The organism is Thermodesulfobium sp. 4217-1 (assembly GCF_039822205.1).
Lineage (GTDB): Bacteria > Thermodesulfobiota > Thermodesulfobiia > Thermodesulfobiales > Thermodesulfobiaceae > Thermodesulfobium.
The window spans coordinates 61,283-81,103 of record NZ_JBAGBW010000005.1 but is presented as its reverse complement, the minus strand read 5'-3'; the positions used below and the strand labels follow the sequence as shown (position 1 = coordinate 81,103).

The 19,821-nt window shown below is 35.8% G+C and carries 26 protein-coding genes and 1 tRNA gene; 21 read left to right on the top strand and 6 right to left on the bottom strand.

The features are described from left to right. The first annotated feature begins 5 nt into the window (after window positions 1-5). From V4762_RS03460 to V4762_RS03445, 4 genes are read left to right on the top strand one after another with little or no spacing between them, the layout of a single operon-like run. Window positions 6-230, top strand: coding sequence for an ATP-binding protein (locus V4762_RS03460; RefSeq protein WP_347314381.1), 225 nt, complete (start codon window positions 6-8; stop codon window positions 228-230). Between the two features lie 36 nt (window positions 231-266). Further along, window positions 267-1,307, top strand: coding sequence for a 3-methyl-2-oxobutanoate dehydrogenase subunit VorB (locus V4762_RS03455; RefSeq protein ID WP_458646935.1), 1,041 nt, complete (start codon window positions 267-269; stop codon window positions 1,305-1,307). 2 nt (window positions 1,308-1,309) lie between these two features. Next, complete coding sequence (locus V4762_RS03450; RefSeq protein ID WP_347314380.1) at window positions 1,310-2,059, top strand: thiamine pyrophosphate-dependent enzyme; 750 nt, start codon at window positions 1,310-1,312, stop codon at window positions 2,057-2,059. Then, a complete protein-coding gene (locus tag V4762_RS03445; RefSeq protein ID WP_347314379.1) occupies window positions 2,052-2,594 on the top strand; it encodes a 2-oxoacid:acceptor oxidoreductase family protein in 543 nt (180 codons plus the stop codon). Before V4762_RS03450 ends, V4762_RS03445 begins: the two co-directional genes overlap by 8 nt. 24 nt (window positions 2,595-2,618) lie before the next feature. On the opposite strand, the gene V4762_RS03440 is transcribed toward V4762_RS03445, so the two are convergent. Further along, on the bottom strand, window positions 2,619-3,782 hold the full coding sequence (locus V4762_RS03440; protein ID WP_347314378.1) for a glycerate kinase: 1,164 nt from the start codon (window positions 3,780-3,782) through the stop codon (window positions 2,619-2,621). A 159-nt stretch (window positions 3,783-3,941) separates the two neighbouring features. Between V4762_RS03440 and V4762_RS03435 the strand changes: the two genes are divergently transcribed. The 8 genes from V4762_RS03435 to V4762_RS03400 all read left to right on the top strand — a co-directional run bounded on the left by V4762_RS03435 (window position 3,942) and on the right by V4762_RS03400 (window position 10,540). Then, a complete protein-coding gene (locus tag V4762_RS03435; RefSeq protein WP_347314377.1) occupies window positions 3,942-4,931 on the top strand; it encodes an aminodeoxychorismate synthase component I in 990 nt (329 codons plus the stop codon). Beyond that, on the top strand, window positions 4,915-5,514 hold the full coding sequence (locus V4762_RS03430; protein ID WP_347314376.1) for an aminotransferase class IV: 600 nt from the start codon (window positions 4,915-4,917) through the stop codon (window positions 5,512-5,514). The genes V4762_RS03435 and V4762_RS03430 overlap by 17 nt, the downstream gene beginning before the upstream one ends. A gap of 95 nt (window positions 5,515-5,609) precedes the next feature. Next, on the top strand, window positions 5,610-6,590 hold the full coding sequence (locus tag V4762_RS03425) for a hypothetical protein (protein WP_347314375.1): 981 nt from the start codon (window positions 5,610-5,612) through the stop codon (window positions 6,588-6,590). Further along, on the top strand, window positions 6,557-7,723 hold the full coding sequence (locus tag V4762_RS03420; protein ID WP_347314374.1) for a cation:proton antiporter: 1,167 nt from the start codon (window positions 6,557-6,559) through the stop codon (window positions 7,721-7,723). The genes V4762_RS03425 and V4762_RS03420 overlap by 34 nt, the downstream gene beginning before the upstream one ends. Before the next feature lie 38 nt (window positions 7,724-7,761). Further along, window positions 7,762-8,091 (top strand): P-II family nitrogen regulator, encoded by a 330-nt coding sequence (locus V4762_RS03415; RefSeq protein WP_347314373.1) that lies wholly within the window; start codon window positions 7,762-7,764, stop codon window positions 8,089-8,091. Between the two features lie 2 nt (window positions 8,092-8,093). Continuing rightward, window positions 8,094-8,708 (top strand): L-threonylcarbamoyladenylate synthase, encoded by a 615-nt coding sequence (locus tag V4762_RS03410; RefSeq protein ID WP_347314372.1) that lies wholly within the window; start codon window positions 8,094-8,096, stop codon window positions 8,706-8,708. Window positions 8,709-8,756: 48 nt separating this feature from the next. After that, window positions 8,757-9,989 (top strand): serine hydroxymethyltransferase, encoded by a 1,233-nt coding sequence (locus V4762_RS03405; RefSeq protein WP_347314393.1) that lies wholly within the window; start codon window positions 8,757-8,759, stop codon window positions 9,987-9,989. Further along, window positions 9,986-10,540 (top strand): HDIG domain-containing metalloprotein, encoded by a 555-nt coding sequence (locus V4762_RS03400; RefSeq protein ID WP_347314371.1) that lies wholly within the window; start codon window positions 9,986-9,988, stop codon window positions 10,538-10,540. The genes V4762_RS03405 and V4762_RS03400 overlap by 4 nt, the downstream gene beginning before the upstream one ends. Window positions 10,541-10,569: 29 nt before the next feature. Here the strand turns inward: V4762_RS03400 and V4762_RS03395 are convergent, their stop codons facing one another. Next, the gene (locus V4762_RS03395; RefSeq protein ID WP_347314370.1) at window positions 10,570-10,782 is read right to left on the bottom strand and encodes a DUF1858 domain-containing protein; all 213 of its coding nucleotides are present in this window, start codon (window positions 10,780-10,782) and stop codon (window positions 10,570-10,572) included. A 352-nt stretch (window positions 10,783-11,134) separates the two neighbouring features. On the opposite strand from V4762_RS03395, the gene metF reads away from it, so the two are divergent. The 3 genes from metF (at window position 11,135) to V4762_RS03380 (ending at window position 13,152) form a co-directional block, all read left to right on the top strand. Next, the gene (metF, locus tag V4762_RS03390) at window positions 11,135-11,992 is read left to right on the top strand and encodes a methylenetetrahydrofolate reductase [NAD(P)H] (RefSeq protein WP_347314369.1); all 858 of its coding nucleotides are present in this window, start codon (window positions 11,135-11,137) and stop codon (window positions 11,990-11,992) included. Window positions 11,993-12,058: 66 nt separating this feature from the next. Further along, on the top strand, window positions 12,059-12,490 hold the full coding sequence (locus tag V4762_RS03385) for an HU family DNA-binding protein (protein WP_347314368.1): 432 nt from the start codon (window positions 12,059-12,061) through the stop codon (window positions 12,488-12,490). Between the two features lie 20 nt (window positions 12,491-12,510). Beyond that, a complete protein-coding gene (locus V4762_RS03380; RefSeq protein WP_347314367.1) occupies window positions 12,511-13,152 on the top strand; it encodes a rhomboid family intramembrane serine protease in 642 nt (213 codons plus the stop codon). Between the two features lie 14 nt (window positions 13,153-13,166). Here V4762_RS03380 and V4762_RS03375 read toward each other — a convergent pair whose 3' ends face one another. Together V4762_RS03375 and V4762_RS03370 are read right to left on the bottom strand one after the other, a co-directional pair. After that, window positions 13,167-13,538 (bottom strand): CBS domain-containing protein, encoded by a 372-nt coding sequence (locus V4762_RS03375; protein ID WP_347314366.1) that lies wholly within the window; start codon window positions 13,536-13,538, stop codon window positions 13,167-13,169. Between the two features lie 66 nt (window positions 13,539-13,604). Continuing rightward, a complete protein-coding gene (locus tag V4762_RS03370) occupies window positions 13,605-14,270 on the bottom strand; it encodes a lysophospholipid acyltransferase family protein (protein WP_347314392.1) in 666 nt (221 codons plus the stop codon). Window positions 14,271-14,355: 85 nt separating this feature from the next. Between V4762_RS03370 and V4762_RS03365 the strand changes: the two genes are divergently transcribed. Further along, window positions 14,356-14,778 carry a YtxH domain-containing protein gene (locus V4762_RS03365; protein WP_347314365.1) on the top strand — a complete coding sequence of 141 codons (423 nt, stop codon included), beginning with the start codon at window positions 14,356-14,358 and terminating at the stop codon, window positions 14,776-14,778. Next, complete coding sequence (locus V4762_RS03360) at window positions 14,775-15,236, top strand: hypothetical protein (RefSeq protein WP_347314364.1); 462 nt, start codon at window positions 14,775-14,777, stop codon at window positions 15,234-15,236. Before V4762_RS03365 ends, V4762_RS03360 begins: the two co-directional genes overlap by 4 nt. 26 nt (window positions 15,237-15,262) lie before the next feature. On the opposite strand, the gene V4762_RS03355 is transcribed toward V4762_RS03360, so the two are convergent. Continuing rightward, window positions 15,263-15,640, bottom strand: coding sequence for a CGGC domain-containing protein (locus tag V4762_RS03355; RefSeq protein ID WP_347314363.1), 378 nt, complete (start codon window positions 15,638-15,640; stop codon window positions 15,263-15,265). Window positions 15,641-15,871: 231 nt separating this feature from the next. Between V4762_RS03355 and V4762_RS03350 the strand changes: the two genes are divergently transcribed. Next, window positions 15,872-16,153: a hypothetical protein gene (locus V4762_RS03350; protein ID WP_347314362.1), complete on the top strand. Its 282-nt coding sequence runs from the start codon at window positions 15,872-15,874 to the stop codon at window positions 16,151-16,153. Here V4762_RS03350 and V4762_RS03345 read toward each other — a convergent pair whose 3' ends face one another. Then, complete coding sequence (locus tag V4762_RS03345) at window positions 16,154-17,458, bottom strand: MFS transporter (RefSeq protein ID WP_347314361.1); 1,305 nt, start codon at window positions 17,456-17,458, stop codon at window positions 16,154-16,156. A 273-nt stretch (window positions 17,459-17,731) separates the two neighbouring features. On the opposite strand from V4762_RS03345, the gene V4762_RS03340 reads away from it, so the two are divergent. The 3 genes from V4762_RS03340 to V4762_RS03330 all read left to right on the top strand — a co-directional run bounded on the left by V4762_RS03340 (window position 17,732) and on the right by V4762_RS03330 (window position 19,802). After that, a tRNA-Met gene (locus tag V4762_RS03340) sits at window positions 17,732-17,808 on the top strand. Window positions 17,809-18,166: 358 nt separating this feature from the next. Next, a complete protein-coding gene (gene arsB, locus V4762_RS03335) occupies window positions 18,167-19,189 on the top strand; it encodes an ACR3 family arsenite efflux transporter (protein ID WP_347314391.1) in 1,023 nt (340 codons plus the stop codon). 76 nt (window positions 19,190-19,265) lie between these two features. Continuing rightward, window positions 19,266-19,802: a SurA N-terminal domain-containing protein gene (locus V4762_RS03330; RefSeq protein ID WP_347314360.1), complete on the top strand. Its 537-nt coding sequence runs from the start codon at window positions 19,266-19,268 to the stop codon at window positions 19,800-19,802. Window positions 19,803-19,821 lie beyond the last annotated feature (19 nt).

Sequence of the window (19,821 nt, the reverse complement as noted above, 5' to 3'; positions counted from 1 at the left end):
ATAAGATGGCAAAGGTAGTAATTGATCAAGAAAGATGCAAAGGCTGTGGCCTATGCGTAGCAGCGTGCAATTTTGGAAACCTAAGGATTGGAGAAAATTTCAATTCAAAAAGCTACAAAGTTAGTGAGTTTGTAGGAGAAGATTGTAAAGGCTGTGGGTTTTGCTATATGGTTTGCCCCGATACTGCAATAACAGTTTATAGAGACGAAAAAGTAGAAGTAGAAAAATAAAAAGCTTTGTAAAGGAGGGATATTGTGAGAGTTTTAATGAAAGGGACGGAAGCTATGGCTGAGGCGGCAATAAGGGCTGGATGTAGTGCCTATTTTGGTTATCCTATTACTCCTCAGACAGAGCTAATTCACTATATGTCAAGAAGGATGCCAGAAGCTGGAGGAGTATTTTTACAGGCTGAAAGCGAGGTATCAGTTATAAATATGGTTTATGGTGCTGCAGCTGCTGGGGTAAGGGTCATGACATCGTCTTCTAGCCCTGGTGTAAGCTTAATGCAGGAAGGAATTTCATATTTGGTGGGTGCAGAGCTGCCTGCCGTTCTAATAAACGTTATGAGAGGCGGTCCTGGACTTGGAAACATCCAGCCATCCCAAAGCGATTATTTTCAGTCTACAAAAGGCGGTGGACATGGAGATTACAAACTAATCACATTTGCTCCATCATCTGTTTCTGAGGCAGCATCTATGGTTTATGACGCATTTGACATAACAGAAAAATATAGGCATCCAGTTATGATTTTGGCAGATGGAGCGCTGGGTCAGATTATGGAACCCGTTAGCTTGCCAGAACAGGGCGCCAGCAAACCTTCTGTGAAAAATTGGGCGCTTACCGGAGCAAAGGGAAGGCCTGCAAATAAGATATTTTCTTTTTATCTTGATCCAAAAGGGTTAGAAGAGCACAATCTCCATCTACAGGAGAAATTTAAAAATATCGATGACGAGATAAAGTACGAAGAGGATATATCTGACGATATGGAAATTTTGGTTGTGGCTTATGGAACTGTAGCAAGAATATTGAAAAATGCTGTACAGAAGTTAAGGGGAGAAGGGAAAAAGGTTGGAATTTTTAGGCCAATTTCTCTTTGGCCATTTCCTGAGAGCGCTTTGAAGAGCGCTTCAATGAAGGCAAAGCAGGTGTTTGTTAGTGAGATGAGCTATGGCCAGATGCTCGAAGATGTTAGGCGCATAGTGCCAGACGAGATCGAAGTAAAGTTTTACGGAAGAGCTGGCGGGGTAGTTCCATCTCCCAATGAACTTTATATTAAACTAAAATCTCTTCTGGAAAGGGGAGTATAGATATGTCAAATCAAATTCTTGAAAGACCAAAGTCATTAACACAAAAGCAGTTTCACTATTGTCCAGGATGTCACCATGGCATCATCCACAGATTAATTGCTGAAACAATTGATGAATTTGACCTAAGGGAGAAGACCATAATTGTTCAGCCTGTAGGATGTGCTGTATATATTTATGAGTATTTTGATACTGATGTGTCTGAGGCTGCTCACGGCAGGGCCCCTGCGGTAGCTACAGCAATAAAGAGGGTTTCAAAGGGCAAGTTCGTGCTTACTTATCAAGGAGATGGAGACCTCGCTGCAATAGGTACTGCTGAAATAGTACATGCTGCTGCAAGAGGTGAAAATATTTGTGTATTCTTTGTTAACAACGCAATATATGGAATGACTGGTGGTCAGATGGCTCCAACTACCTTGCCTGGGATGAAAACTGCTACTACTCCATTAGGGAGGGATGTAAAAAAACAGGGCTATCCAATAAAAGTTTCTGAGATGCTTGCTCCTTTCGAAGGGGTTTCTTACATAGAAAGGGTAATGGTTTCATCACCAAAACACGTCATTAAGGCTAAAAGTGCTGTCAGAAAGGCTTTCAAATATCAGCTTCAAGAAAAAGGCTTTTCATTGGTTGAATTCTTAAGCGCTTGTCCTACTGGTTGGGGCATGCCGCCTGTAGACGCTGCAAAATGGGTGGAAGAAAACATGACAAAACAATTTCCTCTGGGCGTTTATAAGGAGGTTGGTTTAGATGACTGAAGAATTGATTATTGCAGGTTTTGGTGGTCAGGGCGTTATGACTATGGGCCAGGTTCTTGCTTATGCAGGGCTTAATTTTGGCAAGGAAGTAAGCTATTTGCCAAGTTATGGACCAGAACAGAGAGGCGGCACGGCTAATTGTATGGTAGTTGTATCAGATGAAGTTGTTTCCTCGCCATATATTGATGAGCCAACTTCTTTAATAATTATGAATCAGCCATCACTTGAGAAGTTTGCGCCAACATTACAAGAAAATGGGATTTTGTTGTACAATGCATCTTTGATAAAAGAAAAAGTAACCTCTGAAAAGACTTCGAAGGTTATTGGCATTGAAATCAATCATCTTGCAAATCAGATGGGCAAACCACAGCTGGCTAATATGATTATGCTGGGTGCCTACGTAAGTTTGTCAAACATTATGCCTGTGGACAGCATAAAGGAAGTTTTGCCAAAAGTTTTTTCAAAAAAATACCACCACCTCTTGCCCCTGAACTATGAAGCACTAGATCTGGGAGTAAAGACGGTAAAGGGCTAAATAATTTGAGCGGCTTAAAGGGGATTACCCTTGGCCGCTCCTTTTTTCTACAAGCATCCCCACATTCAGCGTTCTTATAAGTCTTTTGGTTGCAGAAATTAGCATGATGGCGCCATTTAGCATACATTCATCCAATGAAACTGGTCCAGATGAGATGCTGACAATAGCGTCAATACCCTTATCAAACACTGATTCGTAACCGTCTCCCAAACCTCCAGAAATGCAGACTACAGGTATATTGTATTTTTTGGCTGCTTTTGCGACTCCTACTGGGGCTTTTCCGAAAACAGTTTGGAAGTCTGTGTTGCCCTCTCCAGTAATGACAAGGTCTGCGTCTTTTACTAAATTATTGAAGTCTGTAACTTCTAAGACTAATTCCACTCCGGGCATAAGAGATGCTTCGGTAAAAAACATTAAACCTGCTCCAAGCCCTCCTGCAGCTCCTGCACCAGCAGTATTTTTTACATCCTTTCCTGTAACTCGTTGAGCAATGTCTGAAAATTTTAGCAAGGCCTTATCTAATTCCAAAATCATTTCAGGGGTTGCCCCTTTTTGTGGACCATATACTGCTGATGCTCCACGAGGTCCACACAATGGGTTATCAACATCGCATGCAACGAGAATTTCTGTGTTTTTTATGCGTCGATCTATTTTGGATATGTCTATTCCTTCTAATTTCTGTAACGCATAGCCTCCATCGCACAACTCTTTGCCAGAGCCATCAAGGAACTTTGCGCCTAATGCCTTTGCCATTCCAGAGCCTGCATCATTTGTGGCACTTCCGCCAATTCCAATAACAATCTTCTTACAGTTTGCATCCAAAGCAGCCATTATAAGCTGCCCTGTGCCAAATGTCGAAGTGATGTATGGGTTTCTCTTTTCTTTTGGAACTAGAGGCAGCCCTGAGGCTGAAGCCATCTCGATAACAGCTGTGCTGCCATCACCTAATATACCCCACTTTGCAACTATTTTTTCTCCTAAAGGGTCTAATACTTCACTAAACATAAGTTTTCCGCCTGTGGCCGTTACAAGAGCGTCTACCGTTCCTTCGCCTCCATCTGCAATTGGAACTTTTACTATATTTATTTCTGGATAAAATTCTAAAAAAGCGCTTTCTATTGCATTAGAAACCTCAAGTGCGCTAAGACAACCTTTGTATGAGTCAGGAGCAATTAATATCTTGTTCATGTTTGATATAGAGCAAAAAGCTCTTCCTCCTTTGGTTTAATATTGTAACAATTGTTTAAATAAATCATAACACAGGCTAGCTTTAACTAAGTAAATTATTGTTTTTATATCAGGCTTACAAGATTTACAATAATATTTTTAATTTGTAGAATATAGCTTATGTTTTCTTGTACAAATGAATTTATAGAGCAGTTTAATAAGCTATCCTTAAAATCGGTCCCATTTTTTTTCATGATAAATTTTGAGTCGGATGAATTTAAAATTTTACATGGCGATAAACTTTTTTCAAATGACATTTTTTTTGACATAAATAATTTTAAAAACTACGAAGATGTTTATCACAATGTTAAACAAGATAATAAAAAAATAATTTTTGAAAGCTTTCCAGTTTCTATGGCAGAATACAAAAAGGCTTTTGAGTCAGTTCAGAAATACGAAAGAGATGGATACTCATACCTAATAAATCTAACTTTCCAGACTGAAATTTATACGAATCTTAGTCTTTTTGAAATATTTTTGATGAGCAAGTCTAAATTTAAGCTCTACGTTAAAGATTCGTTTACCTGCTTTTCGCCTGAGATATTTGTTAGAATTAAAAATGGGTTTATATTCGCCTATCCAATGAAGGGAACGATAGACGCAAAGATACCAAATGCCAAAAAAATTTTAGAGAATGATGAAAAAGAGATAGCAGAACACGCTACTATTGTAGATCTAATTAGAAATGATCTTGGAAGAATCGCTAACAATATAAAGGTAAGCCAGTTTAGATATTTTTCTAAAATTCATACCATTAATGGAGAGCTTTATCAAACCAGCTCTGAGATATGTGGTTATTTGGGAAGTGATTACAAAAAGAGATTGGGCAATATAATAGCGCATTTGTTGCCTGCTGGATCAATTAGCGGAGCCCCAAAAGAGGCTACAATTAAAAAGATAAAGGAGGTAGAGACATATAAAAGGGGATATTATACAGGGGTTGGAGGGTATTTTGATGGAAATAATTTAGAAAGTTATGTATTGATAAGGTTTATAGAAAATATAAACAATAAGCTATTCTTTAAAAGCGGCGGCGGAATAACCATATATAGCGATATTGAAAAAGAATATCAAGAATTGATTGAGAAGATATATGTGCCAATTTATTGAGACGATAAAATTATATAACTCAAGCTACTTAAACCTTGAGTATCATCAAAAAAGAGTTAATGCTGCTCAAAAGGAATTTTTTGGAAAGTGTAATATAGATATTGAGAGTGTATTGCCTAACCAAGAAAATTATAACAATGGGCGATTTAAGTGCAGAATTATTTATGGTAGAGGTGTAGAAAGTATAAGTATTGACAGCTATTCTATTAGAAAGATAGATTCTTTAAAATTAATGTCTGCTAATGAAATAGAATACAGCTATAAGTTCTTTGACAGAGAAGTCTTTGATAATTTAAAAAAACATATTAAGAGTTCTGAAGAGATCTTGATAATTAAAAATAATTTTGTGACCGATACCTCATATTCCAATATTGCATTATATAAAAATGGTATATGGCATACACCTGAAAGCTATTTGCTAAATGGAACCAAAAGGCAGTTTTATTTAGATAAAGGCATAATAAAAGAAACAGAAATTACAGTTGACAAAATTGTTGCCTACGAAAAGGTTTGCTTAATAAATTCAATGCTTGATTTGGGTGAGATTTGTATGGATGTGAAGAATATAATATTAGAACTTTAACGAACTATAGGCTTATATTTTTATCAGCTATTTCTCTGGACTTTTAGGATTTGTGTTAAAATAGCTATCAGATTTAAAAAATTATGGGAGAACAAATGCAGCAGATATTTTTAACTTTATTTTATATAAATATAGCAATATTGCTTCTTTCTAGATTAAAGCTTAGGCCCTTTCTCTCGCTTGCTCTGGTTGTTTGTTTGGTGCTTGCCACGCGAAGTTATCAGATCCTGCCTATATATTATTTATTTGATCTAAATTTTTTGCTTGCGCTTTTAGCTCTGCCCTTTGTTAGGGACTTTATCGAACATGTCGCAAATGGTAAAGAGAATGTTCTCTCTTTAGCTAAAATATTTGTGGATATGGGGGGCTCTGAAGGTAAAATAACCAATTTGTTTTCAAAATGGTTATTCCCATTTTCTTCTATTCCCATTTTGTATTTTTTTTGTGTATCTGGAGTAAATTATTTTTCATATCTGCAATTTTTCTATCCTTTGATAGCTGCAAGTTTAATTTTCTATCTAATCTATATTTTAAAAAATCATAGACTTGATGTATTAAAGACTTTAAAAGAAAGAGAATTTTTGTTTTATATCACTCTTTTTACTGTTCTCTCGGTTGTTTACACCTATATGGATCAGGTTATAGGTGTGGCAGCATTAATTTTTGTAATTATAGGCTTTTTAAGATACAAAATTGACATAAAATCTGTAAAAATTGATATGTACTCTGCAAATAGCGGGATATTTTATTTTTTGCTTCTTTGTGTGCTCTTTGGTTATATAGCGCATTATGGCTATATAGAAATGTTCTCTGATTTCGTGATGAACATCACTGGCGCTTATTATCCATATTTATATATAGCTTTTTCGGTTATTTCTTTTTTTGCTGGCATCTTTTTTGGAGATATATTTTTTTCCATACTTATTTATCTTGTGTTTAAATATATTGGAGAGATGTATTTCTTTGATTTTAGAACAGTTCTTGTTTTTTGCTACCTATTTTATTTTGTAGGCGATCAATTTTACAAAAATTTCCTCTATAAGTGGAGGTTTATCTGGAAAGAGAAGCTGTTTTAAATTTTCTCCCAATTTTTGCTTTTATACTTTTTTTATCAAAATTATCTGGGAATATAAGCGCGAAATTTGGCCAACCTGCAGTGTTTGGCGAGCTTTTGGCGGGGCTTGTATTTGGTCCTGCAATATTAAATGTTGTTCATATGAACGAATTTATAGCTTTATTTTCTGAAATAGGGGTCATATTTCTAATGTTTCTTGCTGGTTTGCAGACGGATCTAAAAGAATTGAAAAAGGTTGGGTTAGCTGCCTTTTCTTCTGCAAGCTTTGGGGTGATACTGCCTCTTTTTTTTGGAGCTGCCTTTTCGCTATATTCGGGTTTTGGGATTTCAGAATCGGTTTTCGTTGGGGCAGTTTTGACAGCTACCTCTGTTAGTATTTCTGCACAGACATTGATGGAGCTTGGGAAATTAAGAAGTAAGGTTGGCATGACCATATTGGGAGCTGCTATTATTGATGACGTTTTAGGCATAATTATTTTGTCTTTGGTAATAGCATTTGAGCTTGGGAGGGGGAACATCCTCTTTTTGCTCTTCAGAATTTTCGGCTATTTATTCGTAGCCATACTTTTAGCAAAACTTTTTCTTAAGCGCTATTTGGATTTTTTTTCAAGGCTAAAGGTATCAAAACCCTTGGTCGCTGGTACGATTGCTCTAATAATAATATATTCCTGGTCTGCTGAGGTCTTTGGTTCGCTTGCTGCCATTACTGGATCGTATTTGCTTGGTGCTATGGTATCTTTTACAGAATATAACGAGAGAATTTCTGATAGGATGAGTACGCTAACTTATTCAATTTTTGCGCCTTTATTTTTTTTCAGTGTAGGCCTGTATGTTGAAAAGGGCGGCTTAGAAGCCGGGCTTTACTTTTATGCCTTGATAATATTCTTGATAGCGGTTTTAACAAAGATAATTGGCTGTGGTTTTGGGGCATTTGTTACCAGATTTAGCATTGTGGATTCCTTGAGAGTTGGCGTGGGTATGATTTCAAGAGGAGAAGTGGCTATAATAGTTGCAACTATCGGGCTAACGAGCACTGTTCTATCGAGATCGGTCTTTTCTGTGTTAATTGTGGTTGCAATACTTACTACTATGATAACGCCTTTACTACTAAAAGCTTTCTATAGAACACAATGAGGTTATAATTAATAAAATCAGGATGATTGGAGGTAAATTTGAGCAAAGTTGCCACTTTTATGGTCGTTGATAATAAAGATCTATTGCCTGAATTCTTACAAGATCTTGCAAGATTGGGAATACCTTGCGTTACCTTTTCTGATTGCAGCGGTTTTGGAAAATCTACCCTTCTTTCAGAGGAATCACTTTTTCAATCTATTGAAAAGATTATGTCTGCAGACGAGGTTAAAGAAAAAACATTTTTATTTTTTGTTTTAGACGACTCAAAGCTTGAAGAGATAAAAAAAATAGCTGAAAAAATTTTTGGTGAGGCAAATAAACCTGATACATTTTTTGCCTTTGCTACAGATATAATGTGGATGGCTTAGAATTGAAAAAGAGTTTTAATAATGAAAGCGTTGCTGATAAGATTAAAGATTGTAAGATTGGCATAGTCCCCACAGATACTCTTTTTGCTCTGACTGGAGATGCAAGGTCTGAAGAAGTGTCTGCGCGTATCTTTGATGTGAAAAAAAGGTTGCCAGATAAAAGCTTTCCGGTTTTTGTCCCTTCGCTGACCTGGTTACTTGAAAATGGCAATTTTAATTATACTGATAAAAATATATTTCTGAGGCTTGCATCTACCTTTTGGCCTGGTCCTCTAACTATAGTATCGAGACTTTTTTTTAATTTTAACTTTTCTGAAAGAGTTGCATGTGATGGCTTTGTCGCTCTAAGAGTTGTTTCTCATCCTGTAATAATGAAGATTTTTGAAGAAGTTAACTTCCCAATTATAGGGACAAGTGCAAATATTAGTGGTAAAATCAATCCGTTATCCATTGATGATATAGATAAAACTCTATTGAAACAGATAGATTTTAGTATAAAAGGCGATCTTGTTTACCTTGCTTCTTCTACTGTTGTAAAGATAGAAAAAGGACTTGAGGTATTAAGAGATGGAGTCATTGCGAAAGATGTGGTAAGAAGAGTTTTGTTAAAGAAATAATTTTTATTGTTAATTAAGGAGGTTGTCGAGTTGCTTAACTTTTTAAGGATGACAGACGAGGAAGTTTTCAAAGCAGTAATGTGTGAGGTTGGCAGACAGAGAAATGGTTTGGAACTTATTGCTTCAGAAAACTTTACTTCACCAGCAGTGCTTGAGGCGATGGGTACTGTTTTGACGAACAAATACGCAGAAGGACTCCCTGGCAAGAGATACTATGGTGGCTGCGAATGTGTGGACGTTGTTGAAAATCTGGCAAGAGAGAGGGCAAAACAGCTTTTTGGTGCAGAGCATGCAAATGTACAGCCACATTCAGGAACTCAAGCGAATCTTGCGGTATATTTTGCACTTTTAAATCCTGGTGATACATATATGGGCATGAGACTCGATCAGGGTGGTCATCTTTCACACGGAAGTCAGGTAACAGTTTCTGGAAAGTGGTTTAATGTGATTCACTACGGAGTAAGAAAAGATACTGAGACTATCGATTTTGATGAGGTTTTAGATTTAGCAAGGAAGAACAAGCCTAAGCTTATTGTTGCGGGAGCAAGCGCATACCCTCGAACGATAGATTTTGAGAAATTTTCTCAGATAGCAAAAGAGGTTGGTGCTCTTCTTATGGTCGATATGGCTCACATTGCTGGGCTGGTTGCAACAGGTTTGCATCCATCACCCGTTCCTTGTTCAGATGTAGTCACGTCTACAACCCATAAGACTTTAAGGGGGCCAAGATCTGGATTTATACTTTGCAAAGAAGAATTTAAAGATAGAATCGATAAATCCGTTTTTCCTGGAAATCAGGGCGGACCTTTGATGCACATAATCGCTGCAAAGGCAGTGGCATTTAAAGAGGCTATGACTCCAGGTTTTAAAAAATATGGCGAACAGATAATGAAAAACGCAAAAGCTTTGGCTGAAACTATGAACTCAAGAGGATTAAGACTGGTAAGCGGCGGCACTGACAACCACCTTATACTGATAGATATGAGGGCGTCAAATATATCAGGAAAAGATGCAGAGGCGCTTTTTGCTAAGATTGGCATCACGGTAAACAAAAATAGTATACCATTTGATCCAGAGCCTCCATGGAAAGCAAGCGGCATAAGGGTTGGTACGCCTGCCTTGACTACTAGGGGGATGAAAGAACCAGAGATGATAGAAATCGGCAACATAATGTCAGATGCTATAGATTTTAGAGATAATGAACAAAAATTGGATGAGCTTAAAAAAAGGGTAGATGAGCTTTGTCTACAATTTCCTTTGTATCCAGAGCTTGACAGATGAACTCCAGAGATCAAAATATTGAACTTTTAAAGAAGTATCTTAAAAAAGATTATATGATAAAGCACTCCATTGCGGTTGAAGCCGTAATGGAGGCTATTGCCGTGAAGTTTGACAGAAATATGGATTTATATAGAACTGCTGGGTTAATGCACGATATTGACTATGAGTTGACAGAAAAAGATCCTGAAAATCATGCGATAATTGGCTCAAAGATCCTTCATGAAAACGGATTTGAAGAAGGTGTCTGCAATATAGTTTTGGCTCACAGAAAGAGCAGGCTTGAAGATATAGAATCATTTGATGAAGCTGCAATTGTCTGCTCTGATGCAGTAAGCGGTCTTGTGGTTGCTAGTGCTCTGATTCATCCAGACAAAAAATTAAGCTCTATTAACGCAGACTTTATTTGCAGAAGGTTTCATGAAAAGGGCTTTGCAAAGGGCGCAAATAGAGAAAAAATATTAATATGTAAGTACTTGCCAATGGAATTAGAAGAATTTGTTGAGCTCGCTCATGCTGGCATGTTGCTGTACTCAAAAGAGCTGGGGTTATAAAAAAGGGCAGGATAAACCTGCCCTAAAATTTATTTTGCAACTTTCTTGTTAACGGTTTTATTTAATTCCTCTACTAAAGCGTCTGCGTTTATGCCGTGACCGTTTGCTCCTTGCTCAACCGTTTCATATTTTGCAACGGCACATCCTATGCAACCTAAACCAAAGGACATGAAAACTGGAATTGTTTCAGGAAAGTCTTTTACAACCTGTAAAAGATTAGAATCTTTTGTTATTTGATCCAAAGTAATTCCTCCTTAAATTTAATTAACTGTCAATTATTATAGCATGTAAATATACTATTTGGTGAAGAAATCTTTGATATTTTATAATGAGCATAAAGAGGTAAATATTTTAACAATTTGTGTTTTTTGAGCCAATATCTTATATTTTTGTTTAAATATTAGCTTATTAAAAACATTTGTACGATTTTTATTTAGACAAAGGATATTTTTATTATAGTGCTGATATAAAAAAAGTTTTAACAGCTGCAATATTTTTGGTTATAAGTAAAAATATAAAATTTAAAAAATTATATTTATATGATAAAATCTAACTATTTTAGCAAAGGGCTTATGGCCAAGAAAGGAGAATAATTTGAGGATAAAAGAAAGGTACAAAAGTGAAAATACAGGTTTTTCTCTTGAATTTTTCCCTCCAAAAGAGATAGAGCAAGAAGAGAAATTTAAGGAGATAATGAGAAAATATATAGATCTTAAACCACTGTTTGCTTCAATAACATACGGTGCTGGCGGAACTACGCAAAACAAGACTTTTGAAATTGTTAAATTTGTTAACTCTCTTAAGGCATTTGCTGTTATGCCACACTTAACTTGTATTGGCGCAACGAAAGATTTGATTAACTCCCTAATAAGGGAATATGACGAGCTTGGAGTCTTTAATCTTTTGGCACTTAGGGGCGATCCGCCAAAAGATGACAAAAACTTTGATATTAATAAGGGTGAATTTAAACATGCAATTGACCTTGTAAAATATGTTAGAGAGTACTTCGATCACTTTTCTATAGGAGTAGCCTTTTACCCTGAAGGCCACTCTCAGGCAAAGAGTTACGAAGAAGACTTTGATTGTTGTCTTGAGAAAATGAAGTTTGCTGATTTTGCTATAAGTCAGATGTTTTTTGATAACTCACATTTTTTAAGGTACAGAGATCTTGTGTTAAAAAGAGGAATAAACATTACTCTGGTTCCTGGTATTATTCCTATTGCAAACTTCGAAAAGATAAAAGAATTCGCAAAATTTTGTAAGGTTGAGATTCCAAAAAAGTTAGAAGATTCTATGGCAAGATCTTCTTCGCATGAAGATATGAGAAAAATTGGAATTGAATATGCTACAGAACAGTGTTCTGAATTGATTAAAGAGGGCGTCAAGTTTTTTCACTTTTACACTCTAAATCAGTTTGAACTATGTTCAAAGGTTATTAAAAACTTTTGGTAGTTTTATAAAAGTTGATAAAGTTATATGATTAATCGTATCAAATAGGCTATAAGGAGGTCTTTGAAGTTGTTTGAGATTAGAGAAAGAGACCTTGTAAGGGATATATCAAACGATGAAGAAATTGGTATTTCTAAGGTAAGGAGGATAATTGAGACCTTTTTAGTCTCAATAAAAAATCAGGTTCTTCTTGGCAAAAGAGTTAGAATAAAGGGCCTTGGAACCTTTTCTTTGAAGCAGACTTTCGAAGGAAGATCGAGAGTTTTCTTTGTCGATATATCTGATGAGTTTGACTTAGACACAGAGATGCTAAGGTCTGATCTGGTTAACCTTGTTTCGCTTAAAGAAAATCTTTCAAAAAGTTTGGTGGATCGAGTAGTAAGGTCACTTATTTATAGACTTCATAGAATTGACAATACTTCCGAAACTAAGATTGTTTTTAAAGATTTTGGTGTATTTGTAATCAAAGATCATCATATTCAATATACACCTTTTGACTAAATTTAATCTGGAGGCAATAAATGTTTCCTTTGTGGGATAATGTATATTCTTGGTCATTTCCATGGATAACATACATTTTGATTATGATAAACTGTATAGTTTTTGTTTTGGACAACATTAGCGGTCACATGCTAAATAGTCTTTTTTCATATAAATTATCAAGCGACTCTATAAGTATAAATTTGATTACATATCAATTTTTACACGCTAATTTTTTACACATTTTCGGAAATATGTGGTTTTTGCACGTATTTGGCAATAACGTAGAGGACAAGTTGGGTCATTTTAAGTTCTTGTTTTTCTATCTCTTGTTTGGTGCCCTTGCTGCCATTGGTCAAGCGACATTTATGAGCACCAATGCTGGTATAATTGGTGCGTCAGGTTCTATCTCGGGAGTTTTGGGCGCTTATTTAATTTTTTTCCCTCGTGCAAAAATCAAGACTCTCTTATTGTTAGGGTTTATCCCTCTCATATTTTCTTTGCCCGCTTTTGCATGGCTTATATTGTGGTTTGTAGGACAGGATGTCTCAGCGTTTATCGGGCTTTTTGCTCAGACAACGAATGTAGCGTTTTTTGCACATATTACGGGCTTTTCCTCTGGCATTATCATTGGTCTAATGTTTAGGAGATTTGAGCCAAAAAGAATCAGCCAAGTAGTTTAATGCTATATAAATATTTATAAATTATATAATATATCAATATTGGATATTATCCCAACTAACTGATTTTTGTCTATTACAGGAAGATGCGTAACTTTTAAATTTGCCATCATGTCTGCAGCCTTTTTAAGGCTTGAGCTTGAGCTAATAGAGACGACTGGTTTAGTCATTATTTTTTCAATTTTTACCGATTTTAAGTTTTCTTTCTTGCCAATAGTCTTAAAAACAATATCGCTTGTTGTCACTATTCCATAGCTATCTTTGTCACTATGTCTGTCGACTATTAGCGATCTGACCCTCTTTTCTTTCATAAACTCTATGGCATCTGATATATTAGCAGAATCTCCTACTATCAGGACATCAGTAGTCATAATGTCTTTTACTTTCATTGATATTCCCCCTTGACAATTTTTGTTTATTTTTTAAGGGCGTACTAAACTAAATGATATCACCTTTTATGCGTCAATGTGTGATTTATAGGTTTGGCTAATGATGTTGGCAAGTTCCTTTGACGTATATCTTTCAGGCAAAATCGGCTTCTCAACAATTATCTCTACTGTGCCAGAATTTGGGAAAAAACTTTTTTTTGGGTAAACTTTGAATCCATCTTTTATAATTACGGGCACAATCGGGATATTTGAGTTCTTTGCCAGGATTAGTCCTCCTCTTTTTATGGTTCCAATCTTGCCGTCAACTGTTCTGGTCCCTTCTGGAAAAATTACTACGTTTATATTGTCCCTTAATAGCTTGGCAGTTTCCTTTAAAGATTCTATGGCGTTTTTTGCGTTTTCTCTTTTTATGGGAATAGAGCCTATTGTGTGTAATATGATATTTAGGATTGGCAGAGAAAAAAGCTCCTCTTTTGAAAGATATGTTACGCCTCCAGGCAGGGTAGAAGAGAGAAGGGGGATATCTAAGTTTCCTCTATGGGTTGAAAAAAATAACACAGGAGAAGGGGGGAGCTCTTCTTTTATCGTTAATTTAACCTTTATTCCAAGTATAAAAAAAAGAGGGGCAAACCAATACTTTGGAGCAGCGGCTGCAAATGAGACTCTTTTTATTTTTGGATACCTGTGTAAATATAGTGAATATAATATTATTGTGAAAGTACTGAATATCATATATATAAATGCAAATATTCCTCTTATGTATTTCATGATAATAAATTATAATATATGTTTATAAACCTTGAAAGGAGGTTGTAAGATGAAAAATTCTAATAATATGGCGAGTTTTACCTTGGGTTTGCTTTTTGGAGCAATAGTTGGTTCTGTGGCAGGTCTGTTTGTTGCACCAAAGTCTGGCGAAGAAACCAGAACCTATATTGTTGATGAGCTAACGAAGCTCAGGGATCAGGCAGAAGATGTTATGTCTGATCTTTCTGGTGTTTCTGGTCAATGGGCTACAAAGGCAAAGCAAGTGATTCAAGAGAAAATAGATTCTGTTAACGATATTTTAAAGAGCGCAAGAGAGGCTGAGGACCTGGTGAATACTGAAATTGACGATGATTTCAGTGAATTTTTGGGGGAAGATGACAATACTACTTCTCAGACAAAAGACAATAAACCCGAAGATGATAAGCAAAACACTGCGACAGTACAAGAAGAAAAGCCATCGAAGGTTGAATGATGAGTCTATTTCAATTTCTTATCTTTATACTTGCAGCTATTTTAGTAGGGTTAATAGGTTGGTGGATTTTTAATATTGTGGCCCTAATTAAAGAATTGAAAAGGTCAGTTACAACGCTTGATCAGGTTTTGGTTGAAACAAGGGATACTATTAACTCCTTTAGAAAATTTTCTGATGAATTGTATCCTGAACTTAAAAAGTCTTTTGAGGGCCTGTCGGACAATTCTATATCCATTTTATCGAAAATCGACAGTATTATTGGCTTTTTTTCCGACTCACTTAATTCCTCAAAGAGAATTATAGCGGATCTGGGAGGATACAAATTTAAAATTGGACTTTTAACAAAAATTATCGACGTAATACTTGGCAAAGTAAAAGGTTCTGATTCTGAAAAAAAAGAATCTAAGCCCAACAAATTTAATTGTTTGATAGGGCGCTTATTTAAAAAATTTGTTTGATAGTGTAAATAAATCAGGGGTAGGTTTTAGGTTGAACTTTTAAAGATTTGTGGGAGCGCATATTTGTGTGTTCCCACAATCACTTCTACTCCTGATTTTTCTTTTGCAGTAGCTATTATTTCATCTCTATAAGGACAAAAATTCATAATACATGTAGCTATAAACAGCGTGTCAATACCTTCTTTTAATGCGTCAAGCTGCATTTTTAATAGAGTAAGTGCACAGACTACTCTGTCGCCGCTGCATCCTCCACAATCCATTATGCCAAGAAGGTGTGCCTCTTCATCCTTATACCTATCAAACCAACCTTCTCTTCTCATTAGGGCTGTCAAACACTTCGTGTCGGCAGGACAAAGATTTTGACTCCTAATCAGTTGACATGATAAGATAGCGATTTTTTTCATTTTTCTCCTCCAATTTACATTTTTACCTTAAAACATTAAGGTTTTGGTGTAAATTGTAGCACACATTAAAGTTAATAAAAAATAAATGTTTTATAAAATAATTATCTATTTTTGTATACCAAATCCTCCAAGATTGTAGGAGAAATGCTGAATAATAAGTATGTTGTTATATTAAGTTTCTAAAGTTTTGTGTTAAAATCTAATAGCGTAAAGAATTAAGGGGGCACTAAGTTGAAACCAGCAAATATTGCATTGTTTATATTGATATTTATTTTATCAATTGTAATTGCCTTTTTTCTTTTTCAGATTAACTCTGTTAGAAATTCTGCAAATAATTTTTTTACTGTTACATCAAGTGAATACGATAGGTGTCAAATGGGCTGTCATCTTCATTGGAACTGCAGAACAATCTGCAGCTTTGCGCCCATTGATGAGCGCGAAAGCTGCAAGAACGATTGCGAATTAGAGCTTTCTAATTGCCTGAGAAGATGCAATGAGAAATATGGCAGGTAGCTATTCTGGCAGGGTCCTTCCCTTGGTTTCTGGCGCAAATATAAGTGTAATTAGACCTATTACGTATACTGCCATTATTGTGGCTGCTGCATAAGAGAAGTTACCGTGATAAAATCCAATGAGTAGTCCTGTAAAAAGAGGGCTGAGTATTGTTATCAGCCTTGCACCGTTGTAACATGTGGTTTGAGCGGTAGCCCTCATCTTAGTGGGGAATAGCTCTGGAAGGTACACGGGGAATCCTGAAAATACGCCATTACCGATAAAACCAATCACAGGCACTAACAAGAGAAATAGATTAAAGTCTTTGGCGTTTATATAAATAGGTGGTATCAATATAAGCCCTGTGAGAAAATATAATAAAAATGCTCCCTTCCTGCCAAACTTGTTCGCGATTGGCCAAAAAGATAGTGCGCCGATTATCGCGCCAACGTTTAGCAGCGTAATTGCGAGAAACACTCTGCCGTGGATCGCGCTTTCAGGAACTCCTGAAGATTTTGCAAGGGTTTCAACTATTGCAGGTATCCAATAAGTAGCTCCCCATACTCCAAAGAGGGCGACTGCTGAAAGAAGAAAACCTATTATGGTGAATTTTATGTACTTTTTGCTAAAAAGAAGATTGAATGTAAAATGACAATATTCCTTATCTTCTTCTGTTTCATATTTGTTGCTTAATTTTAGCTCACATCTTCTGGCATGATCTTTTACCCATTTTTCTGGTTCTCTAAGTTTGACTCTCAACAGTAATGTTAAAAGTGCTGGAAATGCTCCTACAAAAAAGACAACACGCCAACCATGTGTTCCTACTAAGAAATTTATAGCTGCAGCAAGAAAGAAACCAACTGGCCAACCCATTTGCATAAAGCTGCCAGCAAAAGTTCTTTTTATATCGGGCCATGTTTCAGCAAGTAAAACTGCTCCTACCGCCCATTCCCCGCCGATTCCAAATCCAGTAAGTCCTCTGTAAACCGCTAATTCTTGCCAGCTGTGTGCGAATCCTGAAAGGCCTGTCATCAAAGAGTATGTGAGTATGGTAAGTAGTAGCACCTTTACCCTTCCAATATAGTCGGCAAGTATGCCAAATAAAATACCCCCCAAAGCTGCACCTAACAGTGTACAGGACATTACCAGTCCGCCGAAATACCCGATTTCTGCTCTTGTAGCGCTTGCACCTAAGAGTTCATGAATCGCTGGGAACATAACGATGTTGTAAAGCATTGCATCCATTCCGTCGAAAACCCATCCCAGCCAAGCAGCGATAAGTACTAAATACAAGTAACTGCTTTTGTTTTCTAAGATCTTGTCCATATTTCCCCCTAACTAATAAAATTCTGTAGCATTTTAATTATATATTTTGTGCGTTAATTTATAAAATAAGATTAGCTTATAATACGATAAGTTAATCTTAACAATTTTAGTTAATATTTATATTATTTCATTTTGGCATTTTTTTAGTGGCAATTAATTACAGATAAATCTTTATTAATGCATAAAAAGGAAAAAATATAATTTTTTTATAATCCAATGTTTAGATAACACTTGCAAATTGTAATTTTTTGTGTTTAAATAGTAATGTGTTGACGCGGGGTAGAGCAGTTTGGAAGCTCGTCGGGCTCATAACCCGAAGGTCGGAGGTTCAAATCCTCCCCCCGCAACCATTTTTCTTCTGTTTTTTCTTCTTAAATCAATGATGCTTCTGCGTGTATTTGTGATTTTAGTTCAGCGCATTTAGCTGCCGCTTTTTGGCATTAAAACGTTATATTGTACTCATAGCGATATAATGTTGACTGTTACAAATAAAAAATACAATTTGACCTTTTGTTTTTAGACCTTCTTCTATTGAATAATGCATTGATCAATCTTTGTTAAATTTAATTTAATTCTGCCCAAAATTAGATAGAACAAAATAGTTTTCAATACTTGACTAAATTATAATAAACTAATAGAATAAATTATATACTAAATAAATATAGTATAGTTTTGAATTTAAGGAGGTCTTCCGTGAAAGAAAAAAGAATGGACTTTTTTGAAAAATATCTTACAGTTTGGGTTTTTGCTTGTATTTTTATAGGGATTTTTCTTGGTAAGGCATTTCCTGAATTATTCGGTAGATTAAGTTCACTTGAAATTAGCCATGTAAATTTGCCTATTGCAATATTAATTTGGCTGATGATATACCCGATGATGCTGAAAATCGACTTTTCTGCAGTATTGAAGATAGGCAATAAGCCAAAAGGTCTTTTATTGACCTTATTTGTAAACTGGATGGTAAAGCCTTTTTCAATGGCATTTCTTGGCTGGTTATTTTTTAAGCATATCTTTATAGGTTTCATTGGTCCGATAATGGCCAATGAGTTTTTGGCTGGCACGATAATTTTAGCTGCTGCGCCCTGCACTGCAATGGTCTTTGTATGGAGCTATCTTACAGATGGGGATCCTGCATACACATTGGTTCAAGTAGCAGTAAACGATCTCTTAATGCTGGTTCTCTTTGCACCAATTGTAATGTTCCTTCTCGGCGTATCAAATATAATCGTTCCTGACGATGTTTTGATAGTATCTGTATTGCTGTATATAGTTATCCCTTTAGTAGCAGGATATATTTCAAGGAGTATCTTGATAAGATCGTTTGGAGAAGATTGGTTCTACACAAAGTATCTTAATTTTTTTAAGCCAGTTACAATCTTAGCGCTTCTTGCTACTCTTATCATTATATTTGCATTTCAGGGCGATGTAATTTTAGAAAATTGGTTTGTTATAATACTCATCGCAATACCTATACTCATTCAGGTTTATTTTAACTCTATGCTAACGTATAATCTTGCAAGAATTTTAAAAATTCCTCACAATATAGCTTCACCTGCAGCCTTGATAGGAGCGAGCAATTTTTTTGAATTAGCGGTAGCTGTGACTATTTCTTTGTTTGGCTTGCAGTCTGGTGCGACTCTTGCTACTGTAGTAGGCGTTCTCGTGGAGGTTCCTGTAATGCTATCTATATGTGGAGTCTGTAATAGGACTAAACATTGGTTCCCGTTTTAGCTTAAAATAACTATTGACATCGTGACTAAATAGTCATAAAGTTATAAAGAGGAAATTAAATATTTGGAGGTTTTTAATGAAGCGTATTTTTCTTTTGTTTTCTCTTTTGTTATTTGTAGTTCTGGTAAACCCTAGCTTTGCCGATGACAAAGTTTTGGCAACCGTTGACGGTACCAATATCACCCAGAGCCAGTTTGATGCATTTCTTAACAGTTTGCCTGCTAACGTAGACAAAACTAATCCTGATGTTAAGACAGCGGTCTTAAATAATTTGATAGATGATGTTGTTCTCTTGAATGAGGCAAAAAAAGAAGGTTTGGAAAGTGATCCAAAGGTAATACAGGCTATCGACAATGCTAAGAACCAGATTTTGGTTAGTTTCCTTTTGCAAAAGCAACTTGCCGGGCAAAGCTTTGACATAACTGATGCCGATGTTACAAATTTTTATAATCAGAACTCTGATAAGTTTAAAGATAAAAATGGCAATCTTGTGCCTATAGACAAAGTAAAAGACTACATTAAACAATATCTTAAAAACCAAAAAGAACAACAAGCAGCTCAGACTTATGTTGATTCCTTGAAGAAGCAAGATAATATAGTAATAAACAAGTAGATAATTTAACCTCTTCTTG